Annotated in this window: 24 protein-coding genes; 15 read left to right on the forward strand and 9 right to left on the reverse strand. The window is 68.2% G+C overall.

Features of this window, described 5'->3' with window-relative positions; translation table 11 throughout:
• Window positions 1-61: 61 nt before the first annotated feature.
• Entirely contained in the window at window positions 62-700 is a 639-nt protein-coding gene (locus tag WS87_RS04865) for a 2-hydroxychromene-2-carboxylate isomerase (protein WP_059820135.1), read from the reverse strand.
• Between the two features lie 107 nt (window positions 701-807).
• On the reverse strand, window positions 808-2,280 hold the full coding sequence (locus WS87_RS04870) for a TAXI family TRAP transporter solute-binding subunit (RefSeq protein ID WP_059820136.1): 1,473 nt from the start codon (window positions 2,278-2,280) through the stop codon (window positions 808-810).
• Window positions 2,281-2,732: 452 nt separating this feature from the next.
• Between WS87_RS04870 and WS87_RS04875 the strand changes: the two genes are divergently transcribed.
• Together WS87_RS04875 and WS87_RS04880 are read left to right on the forward strand one after the other, a co-directional pair.
• On the forward strand, window positions 2,733-3,098 hold the full coding sequence (locus WS87_RS04875) for a BON domain-containing protein (protein ID WP_059820137.1): 366 nt from the start codon (window positions 2,733-2,735) through the stop codon (window positions 3,096-3,098).
• Between the two features lie 237 nt (window positions 3,099-3,335).
• Complete coding sequence (locus tag WS87_RS04880) at window positions 3,336-5,426, forward strand: D-(-)-3-hydroxybutyrate oligomer hydrolase (RefSeq protein ID WP_059820138.1); 2,091 nt, start codon at window positions 3,336-3,338, stop codon at window positions 5,424-5,426.
• 212 nt (window positions 5,427-5,638) lie between these two features.
• Here the strand turns inward: WS87_RS04880 and WS87_RS04885 are convergent, their stop codons facing one another.
• The gene (locus WS87_RS04885; RefSeq protein ID WP_236873206.1) at window positions 5,639-6,049 is read right to left on the reverse strand and encodes a hypothetical protein; all 411 of its coding nucleotides are present in this window, start codon (window positions 6,047-6,049) and stop codon (window positions 5,639-5,641) included.
• Here WS87_RS04885 and WS87_RS04890 point away from each other — a divergent pair.
• Window positions 6,040-7,875 (forward strand): S10 family peptidase, encoded by a 1,836-nt coding sequence (locus WS87_RS04890; RefSeq protein ID WP_059820139.1) that lies wholly within the window; start codon window positions 6,040-6,042, stop codon window positions 7,873-7,875. The two genes, WS87_RS04885 and WS87_RS04890, sit on opposite strands and share 10 nt — an antisense overlap.
• A 151-nt stretch (window positions 7,876-8,026) precedes the next feature.
• Here the strand turns inward: WS87_RS04890 and WS87_RS04895 are convergent, their stop codons facing one another.
• From WS87_RS04895 to WS87_RS04915, 5 genes are all read right to left on the reverse strand, one after another.
• Complete coding sequence (locus WS87_RS04895; RefSeq protein WP_059820230.1) at window positions 8,027-8,815, reverse strand: sulfite exporter TauE/SafE family protein; 789 nt, start codon at window positions 8,813-8,815, stop codon at window positions 8,027-8,029.
• A 271-nt stretch (window positions 8,816-9,086) separates the two neighbouring features.
• Window positions 9,087-10,526 carry a DHA2 family efflux MFS transporter permease subunit gene (locus tag WS87_RS04900; RefSeq protein WP_059820140.1) on the reverse strand — a complete coding sequence of 480 codons (1,440 nt, stop codon included), beginning with the start codon at window positions 10,524-10,526 and terminating at the stop codon, window positions 9,087-9,089.
• 127 nt (window positions 10,527-10,653) lie between these two features.
• Window positions 10,654-11,388 carry a DsbA family oxidoreductase gene (locus WS87_RS04905; RefSeq protein WP_059530439.1) on the reverse strand — a complete coding sequence of 245 codons (735 nt, stop codon included), beginning with the start codon at window positions 11,386-11,388 and terminating at the stop codon, window positions 10,654-10,656.
• Between the two features lie 180 nt (window positions 11,389-11,568).
• A complete protein-coding gene (locus WS87_RS04910) occupies window positions 11,569-12,363 on the reverse strand; it encodes a helix-turn-helix transcriptional regulator (protein WP_059530436.1) in 795 nt (264 codons plus the stop codon).
• Window positions 12,360-13,322 carry an ornithine cyclodeaminase family protein gene (locus WS87_RS04915; RefSeq protein WP_059820141.1) on the reverse strand — a complete coding sequence of 321 codons (963 nt, stop codon included), beginning with the start codon at window positions 13,320-13,322 and terminating at the stop codon, window positions 12,360-12,362. Before WS87_RS04915 ends, WS87_RS04910 begins: the two co-directional genes overlap by 4 nt.
• A gap of 332 nt (window positions 13,323-13,654) precedes the next feature.
• Between WS87_RS04915 and WS87_RS04920 the strand changes: the two genes are divergently transcribed.
• From WS87_RS04920 to groL, 11 genes are all read left to right on the forward strand, one after another.
• A complete protein-coding gene (locus WS87_RS04920; protein ID WP_059530430.1) occupies window positions 13,655-14,434 on the forward strand; it encodes an ABC transporter substrate-binding protein in 780 nt (259 codons plus the stop codon).
• Between the two features lie 67 nt (window positions 14,435-14,501).
• Entirely contained in the window at window positions 14,502-15,746 is a 1,245-nt protein-coding gene (locus WS87_RS04925; protein ID WP_059820142.1) for an NAD(P)/FAD-dependent oxidoreductase, read from the forward strand.
• A gap of 480 nt (window positions 15,747-16,226) precedes the next feature.
• Window positions 16,227-18,695, forward strand: coding sequence for a beta strand repeat-containing protein (locus WS87_RS04935; protein WP_059820143.1), 2,469 nt, complete (start codon window positions 16,227-16,229; stop codon window positions 18,693-18,695).
• A gap of 277 nt (window positions 18,696-18,972) precedes the next feature.
• Complete coding sequence (locus tag WS87_RS04940) at window positions 18,973-19,332, forward strand: COG4315 family predicted lipoprotein (protein WP_059820144.1); 360 nt, start codon at window positions 18,973-18,975, stop codon at window positions 19,330-19,332.
• 46 nt (window positions 19,333-19,378) lie between these two features.
• Window positions 19,379-19,894: a sigma-70 family RNA polymerase sigma factor gene (locus WS87_RS04945; protein ID WP_059530417.1), complete on the forward strand. Its 516-nt coding sequence runs from the start codon at window positions 19,379-19,381 to the stop codon at window positions 19,892-19,894.
• Window positions 19,894-20,682 carry an anti-sigma factor family protein gene (locus WS87_RS04950; RefSeq protein ID WP_059820145.1) on the forward strand — a complete coding sequence of 263 codons (789 nt, stop codon included), beginning with the start codon at window positions 19,894-19,896 and terminating at the stop codon, window positions 20,680-20,682. The genes WS87_RS04945 and WS87_RS04950 overlap by 1 nt, the downstream gene beginning before the upstream one ends.
• A gap of 28 nt (window positions 20,683-20,710) precedes the next feature.
• Window positions 20,711-21,124 (forward strand): hypothetical protein, encoded by a 414-nt coding sequence (locus WS87_RS04955; RefSeq protein ID WP_059820146.1) that lies wholly within the window; start codon window positions 20,711-20,713, stop codon window positions 21,122-21,124.
• Window positions 21,121-21,753, forward strand: a complete 633-nt coding sequence (locus WS87_RS04960; protein ID WP_059530409.1) for a LolA family protein — start codon at window positions 21,121-21,123, stop codon at window positions 21,751-21,753. Before WS87_RS04955 ends, WS87_RS04960 begins: the two co-directional genes overlap by 4 nt.
• 41 nt (window positions 21,754-21,794) lie before the next feature.
• On the forward strand, window positions 21,795-22,304 hold the full coding sequence (locus tag WS87_RS04965) for an SRPBCC family protein (protein ID WP_059820147.1): 510 nt from the start codon (window positions 21,795-21,797) through the stop codon (window positions 22,302-22,304).
• A 374-nt stretch (window positions 22,305-22,678) separates the two neighbouring features.
• Window positions 22,679-22,972, forward strand: a complete 294-nt coding sequence (groES, locus tag WS87_RS04970) for a co-chaperone GroES (RefSeq protein ID WP_014897904.1) — start codon at window positions 22,679-22,681, stop codon at window positions 22,970-22,972.
• Window positions 22,973-23,018: 46 nt separating this feature from the next.
• Window positions 23,019-24,659 carry a chaperonin GroEL gene (gene groL, locus WS87_RS04975; protein ID WP_044846298.1) on the forward strand — a complete coding sequence of 547 codons (1,641 nt, stop codon included), beginning with the start codon at window positions 23,019-23,021 and terminating at the stop codon, window positions 24,657-24,659.
• Between the two features lie 169 nt (window positions 24,660-24,828).
• Here groL and WS87_RS04980 read toward each other — a convergent pair whose 3' ends face one another.
• On the reverse strand, window positions 24,829-25,695 hold the full coding sequence (locus tag WS87_RS04980) for a hydroxymethylpyrimidine/phosphomethylpyrimidine kinase (RefSeq protein WP_059466951.1): 867 nt from the start codon (window positions 25,693-25,695) through the stop codon (window positions 24,829-24,831).
• A gap of 255 nt (window positions 25,696-25,950) precedes the next feature.
• Between WS87_RS04980 and WS87_RS04985 the strand changes: the two genes are divergently transcribed.
• Window positions 25,951-26,121, forward strand: a complete 171-nt coding sequence (locus WS87_RS04985; protein WP_004186709.1) for a rubredoxin — start codon at window positions 25,951-25,953, stop codon at window positions 26,119-26,121.
• The last annotated feature ends 83 nt before the right edge of the window (window positions 26,122-26,204 follow it).

Raw genomic sequence — 26,204 nt, forward strand, 5'->3', positions numbered from 1 at the left:
GGTGATTCGGCAGAAGCGTAACCTTACCGCAGCCACGCGTCGCGGTGCGTGATACCGGCCATCACACGCGCCCCTTCGGAAGCGTGCTGATCCGCTTGACCTCGCGCGACTCGAGCCAGTTCGGCGTGCGCGCGCAGTACAGCACCATCGGCAGCGCGTCCTCGCCCCAGAACAGCTGCTGGTTCATCCAGAACGTCGGTACGCCGAACACGCCGAGCGCGATCGCGTCGTCGGTGTTGCGGCGCAACTGCGCGCTCGTTTCCTCGAATTCGATCAGCTCGTCGCCGTGCCCGACGCCGACGCGCTCGCACAGCGCGGCGAACCCGCTCGGCGTCGACGGATCGTTGCCGTCGTGCCAGATGAAGCGGAACATTTCCAGCACGGTCGCGATGTCGGCGCGCAGCGCGATCGCGAGGCGCAGCACCTTGTCGGAGTCGAACGGATGCGCGGGCGGCATCTTGAAGCGGATGCCGAGCTGTTCGGCGCGAAACAGCGCATGGCGGTACGTGAACATGCGCTTGGCCGGCACGTCGGCGCTCGGGCGCTGTCCCCAGTGGCGCTGCAGGTCGGGCAGCGACACGGCGACGGGGTCGAACGGCACGTCCGGCCACTTGTCGTGCTGTTCGAGCAGCAGGTAGGAGAACGGCGACACGAAGTCGAAGAACCAGGCAGGCTGGGTGGTGTCGAGGCCGGTTGTCATGGCGATCTCCAGAGAGTGGGGCGTGTGCGCCTCGCGGCGGCCTTCATGTTACGGGGCGGCGCGCGGACGCAGCCGCGCGGATGCAGCAATGATCGCGGATCGGCCGCTCATGCGGAACCGGGAGTCGCCCGAGGGGGCTCGCCGGCCGGCGGCGGCGCCGCGCCGCCGCGCGTCGCGGCGAGGCCGCCGGCGCCGGGTGTGCCCGACGTGCCCGACGTGCCCGACGTGCCCGATGCGGCGTCGTGGTCCTGCGCGGTGAGCCGCTCGCGCACGAAGCCGATGTGCTCGCGCAGCACGTAGAACTGCCCGGCATACGCGAGCGGCATCTTCATTCGATTCACGGCTTCCTCGATGTCGTCGAGTTCGTCGAGCAGATGGACGCGCTCCTCGGCCGTATGCTCGCCGAGCGCGCGGCGCTCGAGCGCGATCAGCGCGCCGTACCAGCGGTAGATACGCGAACGCACGCGCCAGCCGTACAGCGACGGCACCAGCCGCAGCCCGGGGATCAGCACGACGATCAGCGGCACCACGACGACCAGCAGCCGGTCGACGAGACTCGCGACCCAGAACGGCAGCCGCCGGTACAGGAAGGTCTTGCCCGACTTGTAATAGCGCGCCGCGTCATCCGACAGCGGGAAGCCGCGCGTGACGGCCGACGGGAATTCGCCCGCGTGCTGCAGGATCGTCGCGTGGCCGTGCACTTCGCGCGCGGCCTCGATCAGCAGGTCGGACAACGCGGGGTGCAGCGAATCGCGCGCGACCAGCTCGATCGTCGGCGCGACCGTGTGGATGTCGGCGGGCGGCAGGTTGCGGCCGAGATCGTAGACGCCCATCGGCAGCGTGATCGCGGTCAGGTACGGAAAGCGCCGCGCGTACGCCTCGGCCTGCGTGAACGAGTACACGTGCACGCCGGGCGCGCGGAACAGCTTCGCCATCACCGGGATCTGCGTCGAGTCGCCGGACAGGAAGGCGGCGTCGATCGTGCCGTCGAGCAGCGCGGTCGCGGCGTCCTCGCCGGCCGTCGGCAGCAGCTCGGTCGAGCCGCCCGGCACGATGCCGTTCATCTTCAGCAGCGCCAGGCTCAATTCGCGCGCGCCGCTGCCTTCCGCGCCGAGCGCGAGCCGCTTGCCCTTGAAGTCGGACAGGCGCGCGACCACCGGGCCGCGGTACATGATCGCGAGCGGCACATAGCCGATGCTGCCGAGCGATACCAGGTGCTCGTCGCGCTCCTTCGGGCCGATGCCGCTCTGCACGAAGCCGACGTCGACCGGCGCGTTCGGGTTCGACAGTCGCGCGAGGTTCTGCGCGGATCCTTCGGATGACTGGACGTCGAGCGTGACGCCGTTCTTCGCGAGGATCGTCTTGTATTTCTGCGCGGCGTTCCAGTAGGTGCTGCCCGGCGGGCCGGACGAAATCACGAGCGTGGACGGCGGCGCCGGCTGGATCAGCTTGACCGCGAGCCAGACCGCCGCGGCCGCGAGCAGCACGGTGGGGCCGATCGACAGCGCGAGGTCGCGCCACGACACCGCGACGAAGCGGGCGAGGATGCGGCGGGGCGGGCGAGGGCGGGCTGGCTTCATGACGTGGCGGATGACACGGGCGTGACGCGTCGATGACGGGCGTCACGGACGATGTTCGCGATGCAGGTTCTGGCGGCGATGGTACCCGGTTTCACCCGGCATGCGCGAGTTCGGCGCGGTGGCGCGGCGCGGGACGCGGGCGCGCGAGCCGGCCGCCGCCGGGCGCTCGCGCGTCAAAAGCTTTGCGCTTCGGCGGGCGCTGGATTACATTGTGCGTCGCAGCCGCGACCGATTCGCGCGCGACCCGGCACGCAATAGACCGGGCGCGTCCGGCCGGCGGCTGTCCGGCCCGGCCGGCCCGCATTCGCGTGCGCCGGTCGCCGGCCCGTGTCGCCTCTCTCGCATCGCCGTGGAAATCATCGGCCATCCCGCCCGTTCGCGCGCGGGCCGGCCGCCTTTGGGGGTATCCGGCCGTACTGTGCACGGCCGTTCCGAAGTCATAAGGAGATAGCATGAAGTCGATCGTGTTGAGAGCGTTGGGTGTTGCGGCCGTGGCGGCCTGTCTGTCGGGCAGCGTATATGCGCAGTCGAGCGACGCGGCGGCAACCGAGGCGCCGGCTGCGGCAGCGAGCTCGCCGAAGGCCGCGGCCAAGACCGCGAAGAAGGCGAACCGCCAGCTCGGCTACGCGGTGCGCAAGGCAATTACGAAGGCTGGCGGCATCGACGTGGCGAACCTCGTCGTGCGCTCGAAGGGCGGCGCGATCTCGCTGGAGGGCACGGTGCCCGACCAGGCACAGATCGACAAGGCGGAAGAGGCAGCGAAGAGCGTGAAGGGCGTGACGTCGGTCTCGAACAAGCTGACGGTCCAGCAGCAATGATGCCGGGCGGCGGCGCGCCAGCGCCGCGCGCCCGCTTGCGGCGGTCCCCGGTGTACCGGGGACCGTTTGCGCTTTAGAATGCCTCGGGCCTGCCGCTTTGCGCCAGGCCCCCCCGAACGGGTATCCCCAAGGGTTTTCCTTCGGGACGGAAAGTGCTGGACGGCCCGGCGTTTCTTCCGAGGCCGTGAGCCGCGCACGACGCAGCGGCGGACCGATAACGATATCGAGAGGTCGGCAATGACGACGCACGGGTGGGGCAGTCGGATTCTCTTGGGCGCGGCGCTGGTCGCGGTCGCGATGCTCGGCGCCTGCAACGGCGACGATTCGGGCGAGCGCAACCGGCTGCCCGGTTTCGTGTCCGGCAGCGTGCGCACGACCGCTTACGACGGCTCGAGCGACGATCTGCTGACGGCCGGCCTCGGCAAGACCGGGCTCGCCACGGCCACCGCGCCCGCGTTCGCGAATCCGTCCCGGCCGACGAGCGCCGAGCTGCGTCGGGTCGCGATCTGGTCGAACTACCGCGCGCTCGTCGACATGAGCACCAATGGCGGTTACGGCCGTTTCTGGGGGCCGAACGTCGACCTCGACGGCAACGACACGCTCGGCGAGGGCAAGATCCCCGGCACCGAATATCTCGCGTATTCCGATGACGGCAGCGGCCGCAAGAACGTGACGCTGCTCGTGCAGGTGCCCGCGAGCTTCGATCCCGCTCAGCCATGCATCGTCACCGCGACGTCGTCCGGTTCGCGCGGCGTGTACGGCGCGATTTCGGCGGCCGGCGAGTGGGGCCTCAAACGCGGCTGCGCGGTCGCATACAACGACAAGGGCGGCGGCAACGGCGCGCACGAACTCGGCACCGACACGATCACGCTGATCGACGGCACACTCGCCGACGCCGTGCTTGCCGGCAACGCCAGTCTCTTTACCGCCAACGTGACGAGCGGCGACCTGGCCGCGTTCAACAGCCGCTTCCCGAACCGCTACGCGTTCAAGCACGCGCATTCGCAGCAGAACCCCGAGCAGGACTGGGGGCATGTGACGCTGCAGTCGGTCGAATTCGCATACTGGGCGCTCAACGAGCAGTTCGGGCCGCTGCTCGACGGCTCGCATCACGGCGTGCGGTACCGCCCGGGCGACATCACGACGATCGCCGCGTCCGTCAGCAACGGCGGCGGCGCGGCGCTCGCGGCGGCCGAGCAGGACACGCGCCGCTGGATTACCGCGGTCGTGGTCGGCGAGCCGCAGGTCAACGTGCGGATGGCGCCGAACGCGGTCGTGCGCGAGGGCGGCCAGCCGGTGCCGTCGTTCGGCCGGCCGCTGGCCGACTATGCGACGCTCGCGAACCTGCTGGAGCCGTGCGCGGCCGCATCGGCGTCGCTCGCGGGCGCGCCGTATCTGAGCGCGCTGCCGGCCGCCACCACGCAGTCGATCCGCGCGCAGCGCTGCGCGACGCTCGCCGCGGCGGGGCTCGTGTCGGGCGCCGATACGCAAAGCCAGGCCGCCGACGCGCTCGCGCAGCTCCACGCGGCCGGCTATCTCGCCGATTCCGACCTGCTGCAGGCGCCGATGTGGGATTCGCAGGCGATCCCGGCGATCGCGGTCACCTATGCGAACGCGTATACGCGCTCGCGCGTGACCGACAATCTGTGCAATTTCAGCTTCGCGACCACCAGCGCGGCGACGGGCACGGTCGCGCCGCCCGCCACGTCGCCGATGCCGGCCGTGTTCGGTCTCGGCAACGGCGTCCCGCCGACCGCCGGCGTCAGTCTCGTGTTCAACACCGGCGCGGGTGTCGACCACCGGCTCGCGACGCCCGATGCGAGTTTCGCGGGCGCGCTGTGCCTGCGGCAGCTGTGGACCAACGGAATGCTCGACATGCCGGCGAACGTCGACGCGGTGCGCGTGAACGCGAACCTGCAGGGCAAGCCCGCGATCATCGTGCAGGGCCGCAGCGACGCGCTCGTGCCCGTCAATCACGCGTCGCGCGCATACGTCGCGCAGAACGGCATCAGCGAAGGCGGTCGCAGCCAGCTCGTGTTCTACGAGGTGACGAACGGACAGCACTTCGATGCGTTCCTGCCCGTCGCGGGCTTCGACACGCGCTTCGTGCCGGTCCACTACTACAACCTTCAGGCGCTGAACCTGATGTGGCGGCACCTGAAAAGCGGTGCCGCGCTGCCGCCGTCGCAGGTGATCCGCACGGTGCCGCGCGGCGGCACGCCGGGCGCCGCGCCGGCGTTGACGAGCGCGAACCTGCCGCCGATCTCGGCGTCTCCTGGTGCGAACGCGATCACGACCGGCGCTGGCGCGATCGACGTGCCGCTCTGACGGCGCCCGCCGCGCCGCGATACGGAAGCCGGACAGTCGTCCGGCTTTTTTCTTTTCAGCGCCTGGAATCCGTCCCCGCATTGGCCTTTATCGGAATGGCGCGCGCTGTAACAAATTATTACTTTACGGCGGAAAACCCGGAATCTATTATGCGCCGATATTTTCACTTAATTTAATAAATTCCCGTAAAGACAATATTCCTTTCCGTATAGTTAATCGATCCTTTCGATTTTATTAAATCGGCTCGAACTGCGATTGGTCGCCGTTTGGCGATTGATCGGCATTTCGCCGAGGGGGATTGTTCGTCTGTTGGAAGCGAAGGCGCCTTGTCTGGCGGGCTTTGCGGGGAATGCTTTTGCTTGCTGTTTCTCGCGCATGCGGATGATGGGGCTGAATTCGCATTGCCGCGCATTATTGAATCGTCGTTTGCAATGGAATTGATTCCATTGCGCGGTCGCAGAATATGGGTGGGGTAAATCGTGCCGATCGGTATTCGCCGATCCGGTAAAAAACTCGGAGTGCATCGCAAAACGAATGCGCTCCCGGTGCGGAGCGCCGGCGCAAATGATCCTTTGCGACCGGCGGTATTTATCGTTCTGTTCGAGAGGCAATAATGACGACACTGAAGTCCTTGAAAGACGGTTTCGCGCTATTTGGAACGACACTGAGCCTGCCGCTCGCCGCAGCCGCGGCCGCGGCGCTGCTCGTCACCGGGTGCGGCGGCGACGACGGGTCCGGCCCGACCGCCGCCACCGCGGCGGCCGCGACGACGTCGAACGGCAGCACGGCGGCCACCAGCAATGCCACGGCCGCCGTCCCGGCCGACCAGCCGTACGTCGACAACGACGTGTACGGCACCGGGCCGAACGACGCGGTCACGGATTCGACCGAAGGGGCCGCGGTCGTGCACCGCCAGGTCACGATCGGCGGCAAGACCGTCCAGTACACGGCCACCACGGGCCACCTGACCACCATCGATCCGATCACGTCGGCGCCGAACGCGAAGATGTTCTACGTCGCGTACACGCAGGACAACCCGGACCCGTCAAAGCCGCGCCCGGTCACGTTCTTCTACAACGGCGGCCCCGGCTCGTCGTCGGTCTACCTGCTGCTCGGCTCGTACGGGCCGAAGCGCCTGCAGTCGTCGTTCCCGAACTTCACGCCGCCGGCCCCGTACAAGCTGCTCGACAACCCGGACAGCCTGCTCGACCGCACCGACCTCGTGTTCATCAATCCGGTCGGCACCGGCTACTCGGCGGCGATCGCCCCGGCGAAGAACAAGGACTTCTGGGGCACCGACCAGGACGCGCACTCGATCGATCGCTTCATCCAGCGCTACCTGACCAAGTACTCGCGCTGGAACTCGCCGAAGTTCCTGTATGGCGAGTCGTACGGCACGGCGCGTAGCGCGGTCGTGTCGTGGGTGCTGCATGAGGACGGCATCGACCTGAACGGGATCACGCTGCAATCGTCGATCCTCGACTACGCGAACGCGCTGTCCGCGCCGGGCACTTTCCCGACGCTCGCGGCCGACGCGTTCTACTGGAAGAAGACGACGCTCAACCCGACGCCGACCGATCTCGACGCGTACATGGTGCAGGCCCGCAACTACGCGGACAACACGCTCGCGCCGCTCGCGCAGAAGCCGAATCCGCAGGACGGCGGCTTCGTGAACGTGCGGCTGAACCTGAACCTGCAGACCGCGCAGCAGATGGGCTCGTACATCGGCACGGATCCGACGTCGCTGATCCAGACGTTCGGCAACCCGGCCGCGCTCGGCAACGTGCCGTCGTCGGACGACAACCCGCCGTACACGTTCTTCCTGACGCTCGTGCCGGGCACGCAGATCGGCCAGTACGACGGTCGCGCGAACTTCACGGGCAAGGGCATCGCGCCGTACATCCTGCCGAACTCGGGCAGCAACGATCCGTCGATCACGAACGTCGGCGGCGCGTACACGGTGCTGTGGAACAGCTACATCAACACCGACCTCAAGTACACGTCGACGTCGTCGTTCGTGGACCTGAACGACCAGGTCTTCAACAACTGGGACTTCAGCCACACGGACCCAACCGGCGCGAACAAGGGCGGCGGCAATACGCTGTACACGGCCGGCGACCTGGCGGCGACGATGAGCGTGAACCCGGACCTGAAGGTGCTGTCGGCGAACGGGTATTTCGATGCGGTCACGCCGTTCCACCAGACCGAGCTGACGCTCGCGCAGATGGCGCTCGATCCGACGCTCAAGGCGCAGAACCTGACGATCAAGAATTACCCGTCGGGCCACATGATCTACCTGAACGACGCGTCGCGGACCGCGTTGAAGGGCGACCTCGCCAACTTCTACGACGGGATCCTCGCGAACCGTACCGCGCTGCAGCGCGTGCTGAAGCTGCAGGCGCGCACGCAGCAGCTCAAGCAGCAACAGTTGAAGCAGCAGGGGCAGTAAGCATCGCGTTGCGGCCCGCACGGTCCGGCCTCGCGCCGGGCGGTGCGGGTTCGCGAGGCCCCGGATGGACGACAGCCCGATCGGCGCAGGCCGGTCGGGCTGTTTTTTTCAGAAGACGGCGGCGGCGGAGCGGGGCGGCTGGCGGCGCCGCTTACGCGAGCACGAGCCGCACGCCGACCGCGACGAGCGTCGCGGCGAGCAGGTTGCGCAGCAGCCGTTCGGGCGCGCGCGCCGACAGCAAGCTGCCGAGCACGATGCCGGGCAGCGAGCCGAGCAGCAGCGACAGCAGCATCGACCAGTCGACCGAGCCGAGCAGCCAGTGGCCCATGCCCGCGACGAGCGTGAGCGGCACCGCGTGCGCGATGTCGGAGCCGACGATGCGCGTGGTCGCGAGCATCGGGTACAGCAGCAACAGCACGGTGACGCCGATCGCGCCGGCGCCGACCGAGGTCATCGACACGAGCGCGCCGAGCACGGCGCCCGTCAGCACGGTCGACCAGAGCGTGCGCGCGGGGCTCGGCGCGAGCGGGTTGCGCGCGGCGAGCGCGGTCAATTGCGGACGGAAGATCAGCGCGAGCGACGTGAGCAGCAGCGCGACGCCGAGCACCAGCTGGATCAGCCGCGCGGTGCCGGGCGAATTCATCCCGTGCGTGTGCAGCACCCACAGCGTGACGGCCGCGGCCGGGACACTGCCGGCCGCGAGCCGGCCGGTGATGCGCCAGTCGATCGACCCCTTCAGCCCGTGGACGAGCGTGCCGGTGGCCTTGGTCGCGGCCGCGTACAGCAGGTCGGTGCCGACCGCCGTCGCGGGGTGGACGCCGAACAGCAGCACGAGAATCGGCGTCATCAGCGAACCGCCGCCGACGCCCGTCAGGCCGACGAGAATGCCGACGAACAGGCCGGACAGGGAGTACAGCAGATCGATATGGGGAAGCGACATCGGAAGCAGGCGGTTATGCGGCGTTCGGCGGCGGCGCGCGGCCGCGGCGCGCGCATCAAAGTCCGCCATTGTCGCAAAAGTGGCGCGTCGGTGTACGACTACGTTAAAAATCGGCCGGGAAGGCTTGCTGGACGGGCAGTTGGTGGCGGGTGAAACGGTCGTTTGAATGAGGCCGGGCCTGACGTGGCCGTGCGCCGGCGGGTGTTTCGCCGATGGTTTGCTATCGGGCATGACGGGGGCGGCGCGCGCCCGGTTCAGGCACGGACGGCCGTCAATGCATCGCGGGACCGACGCCGGCAACGGCATCCTGGCGGCGGATGCGCAGCGCGAGGCCGAGCAGCCCGGCCGCGGCCGCAAAAGCCGCGCCGACCGCGAACGCGGCGTGGTAGCCGCCGTTCAGTGCGTCGAGCGGCGTGGCGTGCGCCGCCGCGAGCGCATCGGTGCGCGCGGCCGCGAGGCTCGCGAGCACGGCGAGGCCGAGTGCGCCGCCCATCATGAACGCGGTGTTGACGATGCCCGACGCGAGCCCCGAATCGGCCGGGTCGACATCGCTCATCGCGGCGAGCAGCACCGGATTGAACGCGACGCCGGCGCCGATGCCGAGCAGCGTCATGCCCGGCAGCACGTGCCAGATGAAGCTGCCGTCCGCCGGCGCGCGGGAGAACAGCGCAAGGCCGCACGCCGCGATCAGCAGGCCGGCCGCGATCGGGCCGCGGATGCCGAAGCGCATCACGATCCGCGCCGACAGCCCGAGCGAGAACGCGGCCATGATCAGGTTCGCCGGCAGGAACGCGAGCCCGACCTGCAGCGGCCCGTAGCCGAGCACGCGCTGCATGTAGAGCGCGGACAGGAAGAACCACGCGAACATGGCCGCCGCCCATAGCACGCCGATCACGTTCGCGAGCGCGACGTTGCGCGCGGCGAACAGCGTGAGCGGCATCAGCGGATGCGCGACGCGCGCCTCGATCGCGATGAACAGCGCGAGCAGCACGACGGCCGCGCCGATCAGCACGACGGTCTGCATCGACAGCCAGCCGGCCTCGTTGCCGCCGACGATCCCGTAGACGGCGAGCATCAGCGACGCGGTCACGGTGATCGCACCCGCGACGTCGAGCCGCGCGGCGCCGGCCGGCGCGCGCATGCGCGGCAGCAGCGCGACGCACATCGCATAGACCGCGATGCCGATCGGCAGGTTGACGAGGAAGATCCAGTGCCACGACAGCGTGCTCGTCAAGAGCCCGCCGAGCAGCACGCCGATGCTGCCGCCGCCCGCGCAGACGAAGCCGTAGACGCCCATCGCGCGCGCCCGTTCGCCCGGTTCGGTGAAGAGATTCATGATCAGCGACAGCGACACGGCCGACACGATCGCGCCGCCGAAACCCTGCACCGCGCGCGCGGCGATCAGCATCGCCTGCGATTGCGCGAGGCCGCAGGCGAGCGATGCGAGCGTGAACACGACGAGGCCGGCGAGGAACATGCGCCGCTGGCCGTACAGGTCGCCGAGGCGGCCGCCGAGCAGCAGGCAGCCGCCGAACGTCAACAGGTACGCGTTGACGACCCACACGAGGGCCGTCTCGGTGAAATGGAGGTCGGTGCTGATCGACGGCAGCGCAACGTTCACGATCGTGCTGTCGAGCACGATCATCAGCACGCCGAGGCAGAGGACGATCAGCGCGTACCAGCGCTTCTCGCCGTGGATCCCGTGGGTCATGGGTTGGCCGCCTTCTCTCTGATAGTTATTTGAAAGGCTGCATTGTAGGCGTCATTCGCGCGCGCTTCCTGCCGGTTTATGGCAGGAGCGACGCGTAGCGGCGGCGCGCGTCGCGCGGCGCCGGAGATTATCCGCGCGGCGGCAGTTCGCAGCCGTCGGGGCCGCACGCGGCGGCGTCGTCGCCGGCGAATTCGACGATGGCGCCGTCGCGCCACGCCTGCTCGAGCGCCTGCGCGAACACGTCGGCCGGCTGGGCGCCCGATACCGCGTAGCGGCCGCCGAACACGAACAGCGGCACGCCGCGTCCGCCGATCTGCGCCGCGCGCGCGATGTCGGCCTCGACTTCGTCGCGGTACGCGTCGCTGCGCAGCACGGCTTCGACGGCCGAGCGCTCGAGCCCCGCTTCGACCGCGAAGTCGATCAGCGACGCGTGGTCGAACAGCGAGCCGTGCTCGCAGAAATAGGCGCGGTACAGCCGCTCGGTCAGCGCATGCGCACGGCCGGTGGCCTCCGCGAGTTTCACGAGCCGGTGACCGTCGAGCGTGTCGCCGACGAACGTGCCGGGCAGGTCGTAGCTCAGCCCGACGCTCGCGGCCGCATCCGTCACCTGACGCAGCATCTGGTCGACCTGCGCGGGCGACATCCGGTACTTGCCCGCGAGCATCGCCTCGACCGGTTCGACCGGCTGGCCCGGCATCAGCCGGTACGCGCGCAGCGCGACGTCGACGTGCTCGGCGTGCGCGAACGCGGCGAGCGCCTCGTCGAAGCGGCGCTTGCCGATCCAGCACCATGGGCAGATCAGGTCGGACCAGATTTCGACGGTCAGGATCGGGCGGGCAGTCGGGGCAGGGGTGGTCGTCATGAGCGGTCCGGGGCGGCAAATAAATGTAACCGGGACTATATCACTTTATGCTTCGATGCTTCGTCGGCTCGCCCGGGCGGAGCGGGGCGGCCCGGATGCTTCACGAAGCATAGTCACGGACCGGGTGTCCCGGTAGCGATTGTCGATGCCAGTTGTGGCGCCGCCCGCTGCGTGCGCCGCTTACACGTCGCCCTGCGTTTCCTTCAGATGCTTCAGGTGCTTGTAGACGGTCGCGCGCCCCATCCCGAGCACGTTCGCGACGTAGTTCGCGGCGCTCTTGCCGCGGAACGCGCCTTCCGCGTACAGCGCCTCGACGAGCTCGCGCCGGTGCTCGCGCGTGAGCCCGTTCAAGCCGACCTGCCGCTCGCGCAGCCAGCCGTGCAGGAACGTGTTGATGCGTTCCTGCCAGTCGTCGCGGAACAGCTCGTCCGGTTGCGCGACGATGCCCGCGCCCTTGATGAAGACGTCGAGTGTCGCGCGGACGTCGTCGAACACCGCGATGTTGAAGTTGATGCACATCATCCCGGCCGGGCGGCCTTCGTCGTCGAACAGCACGTTGCTCACGCAACGCATCCGCCGGCCGTCCCAGTTCAGCTTTTCGTACGGACCGATCACGCGCTCGCGCGCCGAATGATCGATTTCCTCGAGTGCGGAGTCGTCGCCGACCTCGCGCTTCGACAGGTTGTTCGCGAGATACAGCACGGTCTGGTCGTGCAGGTCGTGGATCACGACTTCCGCATACGGGAAGAACAGCGCCGCGATGCCGTCGGCGATCGGTGCATAGCGGGTGAGCAGCAGGTCTTTGACGGGGGATTGCTTCTTGCGCATCGGAATCGCCATCTCGGGTGAGCGGGGGCCGGGCGGTGCGTCGGCGCGGCGCGCCGGCGTGCCGTCGACCGGCTGCTCCGTGCGCCCGCGCGCTGCCGCCGCGGCGGTTGCGCCATTGTATCGGCCCCGCGTGCGCGCACCGCTCATGCGCGCGTCAGATGCGTGTACAGCGCATGTGCGATCGCGATGTCCTCGAGCCCGAGGCCGATCGAGCGGAAGAATGCATGACGCGTGCGCGACGGCGCCGCGCAGGTGCCGGCGACGAGCGCGGGCAGGTCGCCGACGATCCGCTCGGGCGTCCAGCCGTGCCCGGCCGCCGCGATCTGCATCTCGCCCGCGCTCGCGGGCGTCGTGTGCCGGTAGTCGCAATACACGTCCATGTCGGGCAGCCACGCGGGCGGGATTTCGTGCGCGCGCGCGACGTTGGTGCTGATCGACGTGACGAGCGTGGGGCGCGTGAGCATGCCGTCGGCGAGCACCGGCGTGCCTGACGACGTGCACAGCATCACGACGTCCGCGTCGCGCACGCACGCCTCGACGCTGGCGGCCGCACGGGCCCGCGGATCGATCCGCGCGAGCGCCGCCTGCAGCGCCGGGTCGCCGGCGAGCGCGGGCGAATGAACGCTGATCGATGCCCAGTCGCGCAACGCCGCGGTGTGGCGCAGATGCGCGAGGCCGACCGCGCCCGTGCCGATCACGGCGAGCCGGCGGGCGTCGCGCGGCGCGAGGCAGTCGACCGCGAGCGCCGTCGTGCCGGCCGTGCGCTCGACCGTCAGCAGCCCCGCGTCGCACCACATCAGCGGCTGGCCGGTGCGCATCGACATCAGCGCGGTCCATGCGGTGACGATCGGTTTGCCGCCGGTCACGACGTACGGCGACAGCTTCGCGCCGAACACCTGCTCGTCGGCGAGCGCGCCGAGATACGTGATGAAATCGCCGGCCTGCTCGGGGAACAGCGTGAGCGTCTGCGGCGGCTGCACCGCGCGGGCCGACGCGAGCGACGCGAACATGCGGCGCAGCGTGCCGAGCACGTCGAGCGACGGCAGCGCCGCGCGCACCGCGGCTTCGTCGACGGTCAGCGGCAGGGTCGGGGCGGGTTGCGTCATGGGACTTCTCCGGTCGGGGCCGGACAGGACAGTCTCCAAATAGCGCGTCCGGCGGTGTTCGTGATGGACTAAAAGTCTAATATAGACAAAATAAGTTGGGTGAATTTTTCTTTTCAGGAGCGGGAGGAGTCGATTTCCTCGGAAAAAACATCGATAAATCAACGACGCGGAGCATGGCCGACGGCATCTCACGGGACTGCGTGAGCGCCAGATTATCGTATCCCCTATAGTCTATAGTAGACTAAGAGTCTATATTTTCGCGTGCAGACCGGCGTGCCGTCGCACGATGACCGGTCTTCATCGCCTCAATCCGGAATCGAAGGACATCCGTCATGAACTGGAAGCTTTCCCTCTGCGCCGTCGCGGCGCTTGCGTGCGCGGCCGTCACGGCCCACGCGGAACAGACCACGCTGCGCTTCGGGATCGAAGCCGCGTATCCGCCGTTCGAGAGCAAGACGCCGGCCGGCCAGCTGCAGGGTTTCGACGTCGACATCGGCAATGCGGTGTGCGCGAAGCTGAACATGAAGTGCGTGTGGGTCGAGAATGCGTTCGACGGGCTGATCCCGGCGCTGCAGGCGCGCAAGTTCGACGCGATCAATTCGGCGATGAACATCACCGCGAAACGCAAGCAGAGCATCGACTTCACGCCGGCGATCTACGTGGTGCCAATCGTGATGGTCGCGCACCGCGGCTCGCCGCTGCGGCCCGATGCCGCGAGCCTGCGCGGCAAGCACGTCGGCGTGCTGCAGGGCTCGTCGCAGGAGGATTTCCTGAAGGCGCACTGGGCGAATGCGGGTGTGGCCGTCGTGTCGTACCAGGATCAGGACCAGATTTATGCCGATCTCGTCGCCGGGCGTCTCGACGCGGCCGTGCAGGAGGCGCAGACCGCGCAGGACGGTTTCCTCGACAAGCCGGCCGGCCGCGACTATCAAATCGTCGGCGACGCGCTGAAGGATCCCGCGACGCTCGGCGAAGGCACCGGCTTCGGGATGCGCAAGGGCGACAAGGCGCTGCAGGCGAAGATCGTCGGCGCGCTGGACGCGCTGAAGAAGGACGGCACGCTGAGCGCGCTGTCGCAGAAGTACTTCAAGCGCGACATCGTCGCGAAGTAAGCCTGGCCGCGCGCCGGCCGCGGTGTCGGCGCGCGTCGCACCGAATCTCGACGCAGTACGGGGAAGCATGGATTTCGACGTCATCGTTCTGGGGGCCGGCATCGTCGGCGTGTCGTCGGCGCTGCATCTGCAGGATCGCGGGCTGCGCGTCGCGCTCGTCGACCGGCGCGCGCCCGGCGAGGAGACGAGCCACGGCAATGCCGGGCTGATCGAGCGCTCGTCGGTCGTGCCGTACGCGTTCCCGCGCCGTCTCGGCACGCTGCTGCGCTACGCACGCAACCGCTCGGTCGATCTCTACTGGGATTACAAGGCATTGCCCGCGTATGCGGGCTGGCTCGCGCGCTTCTGGCGCGAATCGTCGCGGCAGCGGCTCGCGGCCGCCGCGCGCGACATGCTGCCGCTCGTCGCGGCGAGCGTCGTCGAGCACGACGCGCTGCTCGCGCGTACCGACGCGCAGCCGCTCGTGCATGACGGCGGGTGGATCGAGGCGTTCCGTTCGCCGGCGCTGTTCGACGCGGAAACGCGCGCGCAGCAGCGGGTGGCCGACGCGCATGGGTTGCGGATGCGCGTCCTCGACGCGCGCGCGTTGCGCGAACGCGAGCCCGGCATCGGCGACGCATTCTGCGGCGCATTCCACTGGCAGGACCCGAAGACCGTGTCGAGCCCCGGGGGCCTCACGAAGGCGTACGCGCGGCTGTTCGAGCGCGACGGCGGCACGTTCGTGCACGGCGACGCGACGACGCTCGCGCAGGTGAGCGACGGCTGGCAGGTCAAAACCGAGCATGGGCCGATCGCGGCCCGCTCGGCCGTGGTCGCGCTCGGGCCGTGGTCCGATCACGTGTTCGCGCCGCTCGGCTACCGGATTCCGCTGCGCGCGAAGCGCGGCTATCACATGCATTACCGGCCGACCCGTGCGTCGCTGAACGTGCCCGTGTGCGATACCGAGGCGGGTTTCGTCGTTGCGCCGATGGAGGGCGGCCGCCTGCGGCTCACCACCGGCGTCGAGATCGCGTTGCGCGGCGCGCCGCCGACCGGCGTGCAGCTCGCGCGCGCCGAGCCGCTGGCGCGCGACGCGTTCGGCATCGGCGAGCGGCTCGATCCGGCGCCGTGGCTCGGGATGCGGCCGTGCACACCCGACATGCGTCCGGTGATCGGGCCTGCGCCGCGCCATCGTCATCTGTGGTTCGCGTTCGGCCATTGTCACCACGGGCTCACGCTCGGACCCGCGACCGGGCGTCTGCTTGCCGAGATGATGACGGGCGAGCCGACCTACATCGATCCACATCCATACCGACCCGCGCGCTTCGGCTGAGCGCGTTTCGATATGACGGCCGCCCCGGTGCGGCCGTCACATTTTTTCATTTGGTAATCCGCATTATCCGCGGTCGCGCGAATGGAAATTGTCTGCGTAATTGATCGGAAAGAAATCGCTAAATAAGAAAATCGGTAAACAAGCGATTTATTAATGCATTTTCATGAAAATGAAATGCGAAACAGGCGATTTGGCCGGGCAATCCGGCGGCGCTTTCGTGCCGGACGTTCCGATGTGGCACGGAATGTACCGGAACACGTTACTTCGGGCCTCGCAAACGTTACGTTACATCCGCGCACCAGACACCTTATTCATCAGATGATTATCGCTGTGCGAACCGTTTATTTGCCCTGAAATCCATATAAAACCGTTATTGGCTTGCAATGGGCCGACGAATCAATCCGCTTTAACCGGGTGGCACACTTCGTGCAATCCGTCCCCATGCTTTATCAACGTAGTGCCAACCGAGATGGGGTAAAGATGGGACAAAAGCTTAAATTGACGGGTGTGGCGCTGTCGGTCGCGACGGTGTTCGGGGTACTGGCTTCCGGTTCGGCTATCGCGGGGACGCTCGATGCGCTGCCGCTTCCGCAGGTAATCGTGAATCCGCCGACGAACAGCGTCTCGATCGGGCTGGCCGCGACCGGCACGTCGCCGCTGGGTTCGGTCACCGTGGCGGCGGGCGGATCGGGCGCGATCCAGACGTCGCTCGGCAATCCGGCGCAAGCCTTGTCGGGCGCGGTGAACGCGCTGCAAGGCGCGCTCGGCGGCGCTGGCGGCACGGTGACGCCGCTCGCGCCGGTGCAAGGCGTGGTGAACCAGGTGACGGGGGCGCTTGGTGGCGGCAATCCGGCAGGTGCGTTGACTGGCGCGTTGGGCACGGCGACGGGGACGTTGAGCAATGCGGTTGGTACGGTGACGGGCGCGCTGGGTAGCGTCGGCGGTGGGGTGAATCCGCTGGCGCCGGTTCAAGGCGCGGTGAATCAAGTGACGGGCGCGCTCGGTGGCGGCAACCCGGCAGGTGCGTTGACCGGCGCGCTGGGCACGGTGACGGGTGCGCTGGGTAACGTCGGTGGCGGTGCAAACCCGCTGGCGCCGGTTCAAGGCGTCGTCAATCAAGTGACAGGCGCGCTGGGCGGCGGCAATCCGGCGGGTGCGTTGACCGGCGCGTTGGGCACGGTCACGGGTGCACTGGGCAACGTCGGCGGCGGTGCAAACCCGCTGGCACCGGTTCAAGGCGTCGTCAATCAAGTGACGGGGGCGCTCGGCGGCGGCAATCCGGCAGGTGCCTTGACCGGCGCGTTGGGCACGGTCACGGGCGCACTGGGTAGCGTTGGCGGCGGCGCGAATCCGCTGGCGCCGGTGCAGGGCGTGGTGAATCAAGTGACGGGCGCGCTCGGTGGCGGCAACCCCGCCGGTGCGTTGACGGGTGCGCTGGGCACGGTCACGGGTGCACTGGGTAGCGTTGGCGGCGGCACGAACCCGCTGGCGCCGGTTCAAGGCGCCGTCAACCAAGTGACGGGCGCGCTCGGCGGTGGCAACCCGGCAGGCGCCTTGACCGGTGCGCTGGGCACGGTCACGGGTGCACTGGGTAACGTGGGCGGCGGTGCAAACCCGCTGGCGCCGGTTCAAGGCGTGGTGAATCAAGTGACGGGCGCGCTCGGCGGCGGTAACCCGGCAGGTGCGTTGACCGGTGCTCTCGGCACGGTCACGGGCGCACTGGGTAACGTCGGCGGCACGAACCCGCTGACACCGATCCAGAACGTCGTCGACCAGGTCACGGGCACGGTGGGCAACGGCAATCCTGCCGGTGCGCTGAGCAATGCGGTCAATACGATCACGGGGACGCTCGGCAACATCGGTGGCGCGTCGAGCCCGCTGGCACCGGTGCAAGGCGCCGTCACGCAACTCGCCGGCACGCTTGGCAACGGCAACCCGGCCAGTGCACTGACGGACGCCGTGAACTCGATGACGGGCGCGCTCGGCAACCTCGGCGGCACGAACCCGTTGGCGCCGGTGCAGGGCGTCGTGAACCAGGTCGTCGGCACGTTGTCGGGCGCCGGCGGCGGCAGCCCGATCGCGCCGATCACGAACCTCGTCAGCGGCCTGCAGAACGCACTGCCGACGGGTGGCAATGCGGCCGGCGCGCTGACCGGTGCGCTCGGTTCGGTCACGAGCGCGCTCGGCAATCTCGGCGGCACGAACCCGCTGGCCCCGGTTCAAGGCGTCGTGAACCAGGTGGTCGGCACGCTCGGTGGCAGCAACCCGGCAGCCGCACTGAGCAACGCGGTGAATTCGGTGACGGGTGCACTCGGCAATCTCGGTGGCACGAACCCGCTGGCCCCGGTGCAAGGCGTCGTGAACCAGGTGGTCGGCACGCTCGGCAGCGGCAACCCGGCAGCCGCACTGAGCAACGCAGTCAGTTCGGTAACGGGCGCACTCGGCAACCTCGGCGGTACGAATCCGCTGGCGCCGGTGCAAGGTGTCGTGAACCAGGTCGTCGGCACGCTGTCGGGCGCAGGCGGCAACCCGATCGCGCCGATCACGAACCTCGTCGGCGGTCTGACAGGCGGCAGCAACCCGGCCGGCGCACTGACCGGTGCACTCGGTTCGGTGACGGGCGCCCTCGCGAACGGTCCGGCAGCCCTCGGGCAGGCGGCCGGCGCGCTGTCGGGCGCGGCCGGTTCGACGGCTGCGGCGGGCGGCAGCCTGCTCGGCTCCGGCGCGAGCGCGGCCGGCAGCACGGCGGGCGCGACTGGTTCACTGGTGTCGACGACCGGCAACGCGACGGCAACGGTCGTCAATGCCGTCGGCACGACGCTGGGCGCGGCGCTGGGTTCCACGCCGAGCCTGTCGGTCACGCCGCACTCGGGCAACGGCTCCGCGAACAACCCGCTCGCACCGGTGTCGACGCTGCTGCAGGCGGTGACTGGCGCATTGCCGAAGTAACCGGCCGGAGCGCGCGGCGGCGATCCATCGCCTGCCGCGTGCAACGGGCCGTACGACGCGGCATGACAGCAATGTCATGCCGCGTTTTTCTTGGGGATCCCGAGGTGTTTCGTGCGAGGAATGGCGCCGCTTCGTGGGGCGGCATGGAATAACTGGCCGGATTCGTCCGTTTACATACCGAGTCTCGGCGCGGCCGGACAGCGGGATAATGGTCATGAAGAAGTCGATCTCCCGTCCGGCGGCATCGTGCCGCGACGCCATGCCAAGGAGAACGGGAATGAAGACGATGATGTTCGCCGTCGCACTGACGGTCGCGATCGCGCGGCCCGCGGCCGCCGAGCCGCCGCAGGCCGGTGACGGGAAACTGGTCGACGAAGATCACATGACGCTGTACGTGTTCGATCACGACGCGCCGGGCAAGAGCACCTGCACCGGCACCTGCGCGGCCAACTGGCCGCCGGCGCTTGCCGACGGATACGACAAGGCGTCGGGTGCACTGAGCCTCGTCACGCGCGACGATGGGAAGAAGCAATGGGCGTACCACGGCCGTCCGCTGTATCGCTGGAAGATGGACCGAAAGGCCGGCGACGCGGGCGGCGACGGAATCGGCGGCATGTGGCACGTCGCGCGTCCCTGAACACCGACCGACGGACTGACGGCGCGGCGACGCGCGAGGCATCCGGATGAGCTACGAATCGGACCTGCTGGTGTGGTTGCCGCATCTCACGCGATATGCGCGCGCGCTGACGGGCGACCGGGCCTGGGCGGACGATCTCGTGCAGGACACGCTCGAGCGCGCGTTGAACCGGCCGCCGCGCGACGGCGGCAACCTGCGTGCGTGGCTGCTGACGTTGCTGCGTCACCGCTTCATCGACCAGCTGCGCGCGCGGCACGAGATCGCGGTCGACGATGCGACCGCGCCATGGCAGACGATGGCCGCGCCGACCGACGAGATCGGCGGCCTGCTGTTGCGCGACGTGCAGCGCGCGCTGTACCGGCTGCCCGTCGAGCAGCGCGAGGTGCTGCTGCTGGTCGCGCTCGAGGAATTGAGTTACCGCGACGCCGCGCAGGTGCTCGGCGTGCCGGTGGGGACGGTGATGTCGCGGCTGTCGCGGGCGCGTGAACAGATGCGTGCGCTGCTGTCCGACGAGCCGCCGGCGCGCGGCGCGGCCGCGTTACGGGTGATCGGGAAGACATGATGGACGACGATCCGCGCAAACCTTCGAACGATCGGGACGGCGGAGCCGACGCGTCGGCGCAACTGCTGTCGGCGCTGCTCGACGGCGAGCTGTCCGGGCAGGAGCGCCGCGAGGTGCTCGAACGGCTGGCGTCCGATCCGCGCGAAGCCGACCGGTTCGCGCATTACCGCGCGCAGCGCGACGCGCTGCAAGCGCTGTTCCCGCTGCCGGCCGCCGCACCCGCGCTGTTCGTGCAGCGGCGCGTGCCGCGTTGGCGCGGCGTCGCGTATGCATTCGCGGGGCTGGCGGCCGGGCTGGTGATCGGCGTCGCGCTGCACGCGGGCTGGACGACCTTCGGCGCCGAGCCGGCCTTCGCCGCGCACGCGGACGTCGCGTATGCCGTGTACGCGGCCGATCGCGAACATCCGGTCGAGGTCGACGCACGCGATCCGGCGCGCCTTGCCGCGTGGCTGTCCGCGCGTCTCGGGCGGCCCGTGCGTGCGCCGTCGCTCGACGAATACGGCTATGCATTGCTGGGCGGCCGGCTGCTGCCGGGCGACGCCGGGCCGGCCGCGCAACTGATGTACCAGCGCGCGGACGGCAAGCGCGTGACGCTCTACATGACGGCCTATGATGCGCGGCGCTTCGCGCCGCGGGCGATGTCCGCCGGCGGTCGCGATACGTACTTCTGGTCCGATCGCGGCATGGGTTATGCGCTCTCCGGACACGCCGACGAACGACGGCTGCGCGAGCTCGCGATCGAAGCATGCGGCGCGCTCGGCGGACCGACCGACGCGTGGAAGGGCTGACGCGCGCGACATCGGCAGGGAGCCAGCGATGAACACGAAGGCGGTGATGGTGGCGGTGGCGCTCGTGGCGGGCGCCGGGCTCGCGCGGGCGGACGGCGATGCGCCGGTGCGCGTGCCGGTCGACGCCGACGGCGTGCAGCGGGTGGCGATCGTCGGCGGCAGCTATTTCTTTCGGCCGAGTCACGTGATCGTCCGCGCGCACGTGCCGGTCGAACTCACCGTCTCGGCCGAACCGGGCGTCGTGCCGCACAGTTTCAAGATCGACGCGCCGCAGGCCGGCATTGCGGTGCATACCGAGCTGGGCACGACGCCGCGCACGTTGCGCTTCACGCCGACGGCGCCCGGCCGCTTCGCCTACTATTGCACGCATCGGCTGCTGTTCCTGCGCAGCCATCGCGAGCGCGGAATGGAAGGCGTGCTCGACGTCGAGGCGGCGCCGTGATCGCCGCGTTGCTGGCCGCGAGCCTGATAGGAGCGAGCATGACCGCCGATCCCGTGACCATCGCGCAGACGCATTTCGACCAGGTCCATTCGTACCGCGCGACGATCCGGTCGTCGGCGCGAAGCGGCGAGCATGCCGAATTCCACTATGCCTACTTGAAACCCGGTTTCGTCCGGATGGACTTCGTGTCGCCGCATCACGGCGCGGTGCTCGCGTACGACCCCGGCAACGGCAAGGTGCGGCTGCGTCCGTTCGGCGAGCATGCGCTGCCGGCGCTGACGCTCTCTCCGTCCAATCCGCTGCTGCGCGACCGCAGCGGCCATCGCGTCGACCGTTCGGACGTCGGCGTGCTGCTGCACAACGTGCATGCGCTGCAGCAGGGCGGTGCGACCGTGACGGAAGGCAAGGAAACCCTCGGCGGCCGCGCCACGCTGCGCGTATCGGTGACGGGCGCGCCCGCGCACGTGGTCGACGGCGTGCATCGCTATCGTCTGTGGCTGGACACCGAGGACGGCTTTCCGCTGAAGGTCGTCAGCTTCGCGGACGACGACGGCGCGCCGCTCGAAACGGTGACGCTCGACGACGTCGAGATCGACGTCGCGTTTCCCGCCCGATTTTTCTCGCCCTGATCGCGCTTTTGACCCCGATTCTGATTCGCGCCGGAGGCAGCATGGCGGAATACCGGTTTTCGACGACGTGGCGCGTGGACGCGCCGCTCGCGGCTGTCTGGGACGCGATCTACCAGGTCGATCGCTGGCCGGACTGGTGGAAGAGTGCCGTGCGGACCGTCGAGATCGAGCGCGGCGACGCGCGCGGCGTCGGCGCGCTGCAGCGATATACATGGAAAGGCGCGTTGCCGTACCGGCTGACCTTCGACATGCGCGTGCTGCGCGTCGAGCGGCCGCATGTGCTCGAAGGCCGCGCGAGCGGCGCGATCGAAGGCGACGGCCGCTGGTCGTTTGCCGGCGACGGCGCGCGCACCGTCGTGCGCTACGACTGGCACATCCGCACGCGCGAGCGCTGGATGAACTGGCTGGAGCCGATCGCGCGCCCGCTGTTCGCGTGGAATCACGACGTCGTGATGCGCGAAGGCGCGAAAGGCCTCGCGCGGCTGCTCGGCGCGACGGTCGAGACCGACGGCCGGACGTTTCAGCCGGTCGTGGGCTGTCCGGACATGTGACGATCCCGTGGCCGAAGTTTGCGCCCTTGGCACGTCCGCGCAGCCCTATTCAAGCGATGCCGGACGACCGCGGGAACTCGGTGCTCGCCCTGTGTCCAATTGGGGCGTGGGTCGGGATATCCCGTATCTCGTCCGCTCCCGGTGTGCGGAATCGATGTTTATGTGATTGTTTTTAATGAAATTTTTCAATCAATCCCCGTTTTTCCATCGTTCCGCCCCGCACGAAAAAACCTCTGGCTCCCCTTCTTGAATTTGTCAAAACCCGTCCATATAATTAGCACTCGCTGCACGAGAGTGCTAACAATTCTCTGCCGGGCGACCCGCCGGGCAGATTCCCTAAGCGTTCTTCAATCTCAGTCAAGAGAGGAGTGAATATGAACCTTCGTCCTTTGCACGATCGCGTGATCGTCAAGCGCCTGGATCAGGAAACCAAGACCGCCTCGGGCATCGTGATCCCCGAAGCTGCTGCTGAGAAGCCGGATCAAGGCGAGATCCTCGCGGTTGGCCCGGGCAAGCGCGACGACAAGGGCGCGGCGATCGCGCTCGACGTGAAGGTCGGCGATCGCGTGCTGTTCGGCAAGTACGCTGGTCAGACCGTCAAGGTCGACGGCCAGGAACTGCTGGTCATGCGCGAAGAAGACATCATGGCCGTGGTCAACGCGCAGTAAGCGTCCACCGACGGTACATATTCCCAAGAATTCAAGGAGTTAGAAGATGGCAGCTAAAGACGTCGTATTCGGCGATTCCGCCCGTTCGAAGATGGTCGAAGGCGTGAACATTCTCGCCAACGCAGTCAAGGTCACGCTGGGTCCGAAGGGCCGCAACGTCGTGCTCGAGCGCAGCTTCGGCGGCCCGACGGTCACCAAGGACGGTGTGTCGGTCGCGAAGGAAATCGAGTTGAAGGACAAGCTCCAGAACATGGGCGCGCAAATGGTCAAGGAAGTCGCTTCCAAGACCAGCGACAACGCAGGCGACGGCACGACGACGGCAACCGTCCTCGCGCAATCGATCGTTCGCGAAGGCATGAAGTACGTCGCATCGGGCATGAACCCGATGGACCTGAAGCGCGGCATCGACAAGGCAGTCGCAGCGGCTGTCGAAGAGCTGAAGAAGATCAGCAAGCCGTGCACGACGAACAAGGAAATCGCACAGGTCGGCTCGATCTCGGCGAACAGCGACACGTCGATCGGCGATCGCATCGCTGAAGCGATGGACAAGGTCGGCAAGGAAGGCGTGATCACCGTCGAAGACGGCAAGTCGCTCGCCGACGAACTCGACGTCGTCGAAGGCATGCAGTTCGACCGCGGCTACCTGTCGCCGTACTTCATCAACAACCCGGACAAGCAAGTCGCCGTCCTCGACAACCCGTTCGTGCTGCTGCACGACAAGAAGGTGTCGAACATCCGTGATCTGCTGCCGGTGCTCGAGCAAGTCGCGAAGGCTGGCCGTCCGCTGCTGATCATCGCTGAAGACGTCGAAGGCGAAGCGCTCGCAACGCTGGTCGTCAACAACATCCGCGGCATCCTGAAGACCGTTGCGGTCAAGGCGCCGGGCTTCGGCGATCGCCGCAAGGCCATGCTGGAAGACATCGCGATCCTGACCGGCGGTCAAGTCGTCGCGGAAGAAACCGGCCTGACGCTCGAGAAGGCAACGCTGGCAGAACTGGGCCAGGCGAAGCGCATCGAAGTGGGCAAGGAAAACACGACGATCATCGACGGCGCAGGCGAAGCCGTGAACATCGAAGCGCGCGTCAAGCAAGTTCGCACGCAAATCGAAGAAGCGACGTCGGACTACGACCGTGAAAAGCTGCAAGAGCGCGTGGCCAAGCTGGCCGGCGGCGTGGCAGTGATCAAGGTCGGTGCTGCGACCGAAGTCGAAATGAAGGAAAAGAAGGCACGTGTCGAAGACGCACTGCACGCAACGCGCGCAGCTGTGGAAGAAGGCATCGTGGCAGGCGGCGGCGTTGCGCTGATCCGCGCTCGCACCGCGATCGCAGGCCTGACCGGCGCGAACGCCGACCAGAACGCCGGCATCAAGATCGTGCTGCGCGCAATGGAAGAGCCGCTGCGCCAGATCGTCACGAACGGTGGCGAAGAAGCGAGCGTCGTGGTGGCGGCAGTTGCTGCAGGCACGGGCAACTACGGCTACAACGCAGCAACGGGCGAGTACGTCGACATGGTTGAAGCCGGCGTCGTTGACCCGACCAAGGTCACGCGCACCGCACTGCAGAACGCAGCGTCGGTTGCAGGCCTGCTGCTGACGACGGACGCAGCTGTCGCAGAACTGCCGAAGGAAGACGCACCGATGCCGGGCGGCATGCCGGGCGGCATGGGCGGCATGGGCATGGACATGTAATCGACTTCGGTCGATGGTGTCCGGAACGCGCAGCGATGCGCGTTCCAGCCAAAGAAAAAGACCCGCAGCGATGCGGGTCTTTTTTTATGCGCGCGCGAAAAGGGGCGGACATGCCGCCCCGAAGCGAGCGCAGGCCGCGCAACGGCGGCGCAGGGCCGCCGCGCGGGCGTCAATGCCGGGCGATTCGCGGCGAGCTTTTGCTGCTTTCCGTCACCGGACGCCCACCTTCCTCGTCATTGCTGCGCGCCCAGAAGAACCGGTCGGGCAGGTACGCGCCCATGCCGGGCCGGAACGCGTCGCGGACGGCCTGATACAGGTATTCCTGCGCCTCGCGCACCGCTTCGGGCGGCTCCTGGCCGTTCGCGAGCAGTGCCGCGATCGCCGCGCCGAGCGTGTCGGTGATGCCCATCAGCCGGTGCGGCGAGCGATCCCACATGTCTTCGCGAAGCTGGCCTTCCTCGCCGTACAGCGTGTTGACGAGCCGGTGCGAGCCCGTTTCCGACGACAGGATGTACTCGCAGCCCTGCGACAGCAGGTGCGACACGGCCGCGTCGAGATTCGGCGCCTCGGCATCGCCGTCCGGCTGCGCGAGCGCGATCAGCGTCGCGTGGTCGGCGACCAGCAGCGTCGTCTGCGGCGCGAGCAGGTCGGCGATCGATTCGCGCAGGTCGTCGGCGGCGAGCACGTGCTCGTCGTCGAGCGTGAAGTCCGGTGCGAGCACGAGCGGCACGCCGTCGTAGTCGGCGACCACTTCCGCGATCGCGCTCACGACTTCCGCGCGCGTCGCGGCGCCGATCTTGAACGCGGCGACCGGCATGTCCTCGAGCAGCATGCGCGCCTGGGCGGCGACGACATCGGGATCGAGACCGGTCACTTCGTCGCAGGCGGCGGAGTCGCGCACGGTGTAGCCCGTCAGGACGGACACGCCGTGACAGCCCATGCTCGCCAGGGTCATCAGATCGGCTTGGAGGCCGGAGCCGCCGGTGGGATCGGACAGGCCGAAGGTGAGGACGATCGGAGGGGCGTTGCTGGACATGTAAAAATGGGGCAAGAAAAAAACGGGGAAGCGACAGAGCTGCGGACGGCGAGGCGAATCGGGCGTTTGGGCCCCGTGTTGCCCGGCAGGCCGCACTTTTCAGCCATTATGCGGCGGAATCCGGCCCGCACGACGGAATTTTTAGCGCAGCGCAACGTAGTCGTCGGACTCCAGTGCGATTGCTAGGCAGTCCGGCCCCGACACGGTACCATCATGGCTCCCGAATTTACCGACTTTTCCCCGACGCGGCTTAAGATGGAATACAAGAGCTGGATGTGCCTGATTTGTGGCTGGATTTATGACGAAGAAGCCGGGCTGCCCGAAGAGGGCATCGCCCCGGGCACGCGCTGGGAAGACGTCCCGATCAACTGGACGTGCCCCGAATGCGGCGCTCGCAAGGAAGACTTCGAGATGGTCCAGATCTGACCGGACCCTTGGCCCACGGACACACCGCTTCGGCCTCGCGGTTGCCCGGCGCTCGCGCGCCGCGGCCGGCGCGAGCGACTTGA

It is taken from the genome of Burkholderia sp. MSMB0856 (assembly GCF_001524645.2).
GTDB classification, from domain to species: Bacteria; Pseudomonadota; Gammaproteobacteria; order Burkholderiales; family Burkholderiaceae; genus Burkholderia; species Burkholderia diffusa.

Excerpts from the sequence above, each read along its gene's own strand:
- WS87_RS04865 (WP_059820135.1), bottom strand. The coding sequence starts at position 700 with ATGACAACCGGCCTCGACACCACCCAGCCTGCCTGGTTCTTCGACTTC.
- WS87_RS04870 (WP_059820136.1), bottom strand. The coding sequence starts at position 2,280 with ATGAAGCCAGCCCGCCCTCGCCCGCCCCGCCGCATCCTCGCCCGCTTC.
- WS87_RS04875 (WP_059820137.1), top strand. The coding sequence starts at position 2,733 with ATGAAGTCGATCGTGTTGAGAGCGTTGGGTGTTGCGGCCGTGGCGGCC.
- WS87_RS04880 (WP_059820138.1), top strand. The coding sequence starts at position 3,336 with ATGACGACGCACGGGTGGGGCAGTCGGATTCTCTTGGGCGCGGCGCTG.
- WS87_RS04890 (WP_059820139.1), top strand. The coding sequence starts at position 6,040 with ATGACGACACTGAAGTCCTTGAAAGACGGTTTCGCGCTATTTGGAACG.
- WS87_RS04895 (WP_059820230.1), bottom strand. The coding sequence starts at position 8,815 with ATGTCGCTTCCCCATATCGATCTGCTGTACTCCCTGTCCGGCCTGTTC.
- WS87_RS04900 (WP_059820140.1), bottom strand. The coding sequence starts at position 10,526 with ATGACCCACGGGATCCACGGCGAGAAGCGCTGGTACGCGCTGATCGTC.
- WS87_RS04905 (WP_059530439.1), bottom strand. The coding sequence starts at position 11,388 with ATGACGACCACCCCTGCCCCGACTGCCCGCCCGATCCTGACCGTCGAA.
- WS87_RS04910 (WP_059530436.1), bottom strand. The coding sequence starts at position 12,363 with ATGAGCGGTGCGCGCACGCGGGGCCGATACAATGGCGCAACCGCCGCG.
- WS87_RS04915 (WP_059820141.1), bottom strand. The coding sequence starts at position 13,322 with ATGACGCAACCCGCCCCGACCCTGCCGCTGACCGTCGACGAAGCCGCG.
- WS87_RS04920 (WP_059530430.1), top strand. The coding sequence starts at position 13,655 with ATGAACTGGAAGCTTTCCCTCTGCGCCGTCGCGGCGCTTGCGTGCGCG.
- WS87_RS04925 (WP_059820142.1), top strand. The coding sequence starts at position 14,502 with ATGGATTTCGACGTCATCGTTCTGGGGGCCGGCATCGTCGGCGTGTCG.
- WS87_RS04935 (WP_059820143.1), top strand. The coding sequence starts at position 16,227 with ATGGGACAAAAGCTTAAATTGACGGGTGTGGCGCTGTCGGTCGCGACG.
- WS87_RS04940 (WP_059820144.1), top strand. The coding sequence starts at position 18,973 with ATGAAGACGATGATGTTCGCCGTCGCACTGACGGTCGCGATCGCGCGG.
- WS87_RS04945 (WP_059530417.1), top strand. The coding sequence starts at position 19,379 with ATGAGCTACGAATCGGACCTGCTGGTGTGGTTGCCGCATCTCACGCGA.
- WS87_RS04950 (WP_059820145.1), top strand. The coding sequence starts at position 19,894 with ATGGACGACGATCCGCGCAAACCTTCGAACGATCGGGACGGCGGAGCC.
- WS87_RS04955 (WP_059820146.1), top strand. The coding sequence starts at position 20,711 with ATGAACACGAAGGCGGTGATGGTGGCGGTGGCGCTCGTGGCGGGCGCC.
- WS87_RS04965 (WP_059820147.1), top strand. The coding sequence starts at position 21,795 with ATGGCGGAATACCGGTTTTCGACGACGTGGCGCGTGGACGCGCCGCTC.
- groES (WP_014897904.1), top strand. The coding sequence starts at position 22,679 with ATGAACCTTCGTCCTTTGCACGATCGCGTGATCGTCAAGCGCCTGGAT.
- groL (WP_044846298.1), top strand. The coding sequence starts at position 23,019 with ATGGCAGCTAAAGACGTCGTATTCGGCGATTCCGCCCGTTCGAAGATG.
- WS87_RS04980 (WP_059466951.1), bottom strand. The coding sequence starts at position 25,695 with ATGTCCAGCAACGCCCCTCCGATCGTCCTCACCTTCGGCCTGTCCGAT.
- WS87_RS04985 (WP_004186709.1), top strand. The coding sequence starts at position 25,951 with ATGGAATACAAGAGCTGGATGTGCCTGATTTGTGGCTGGATTTATGAC.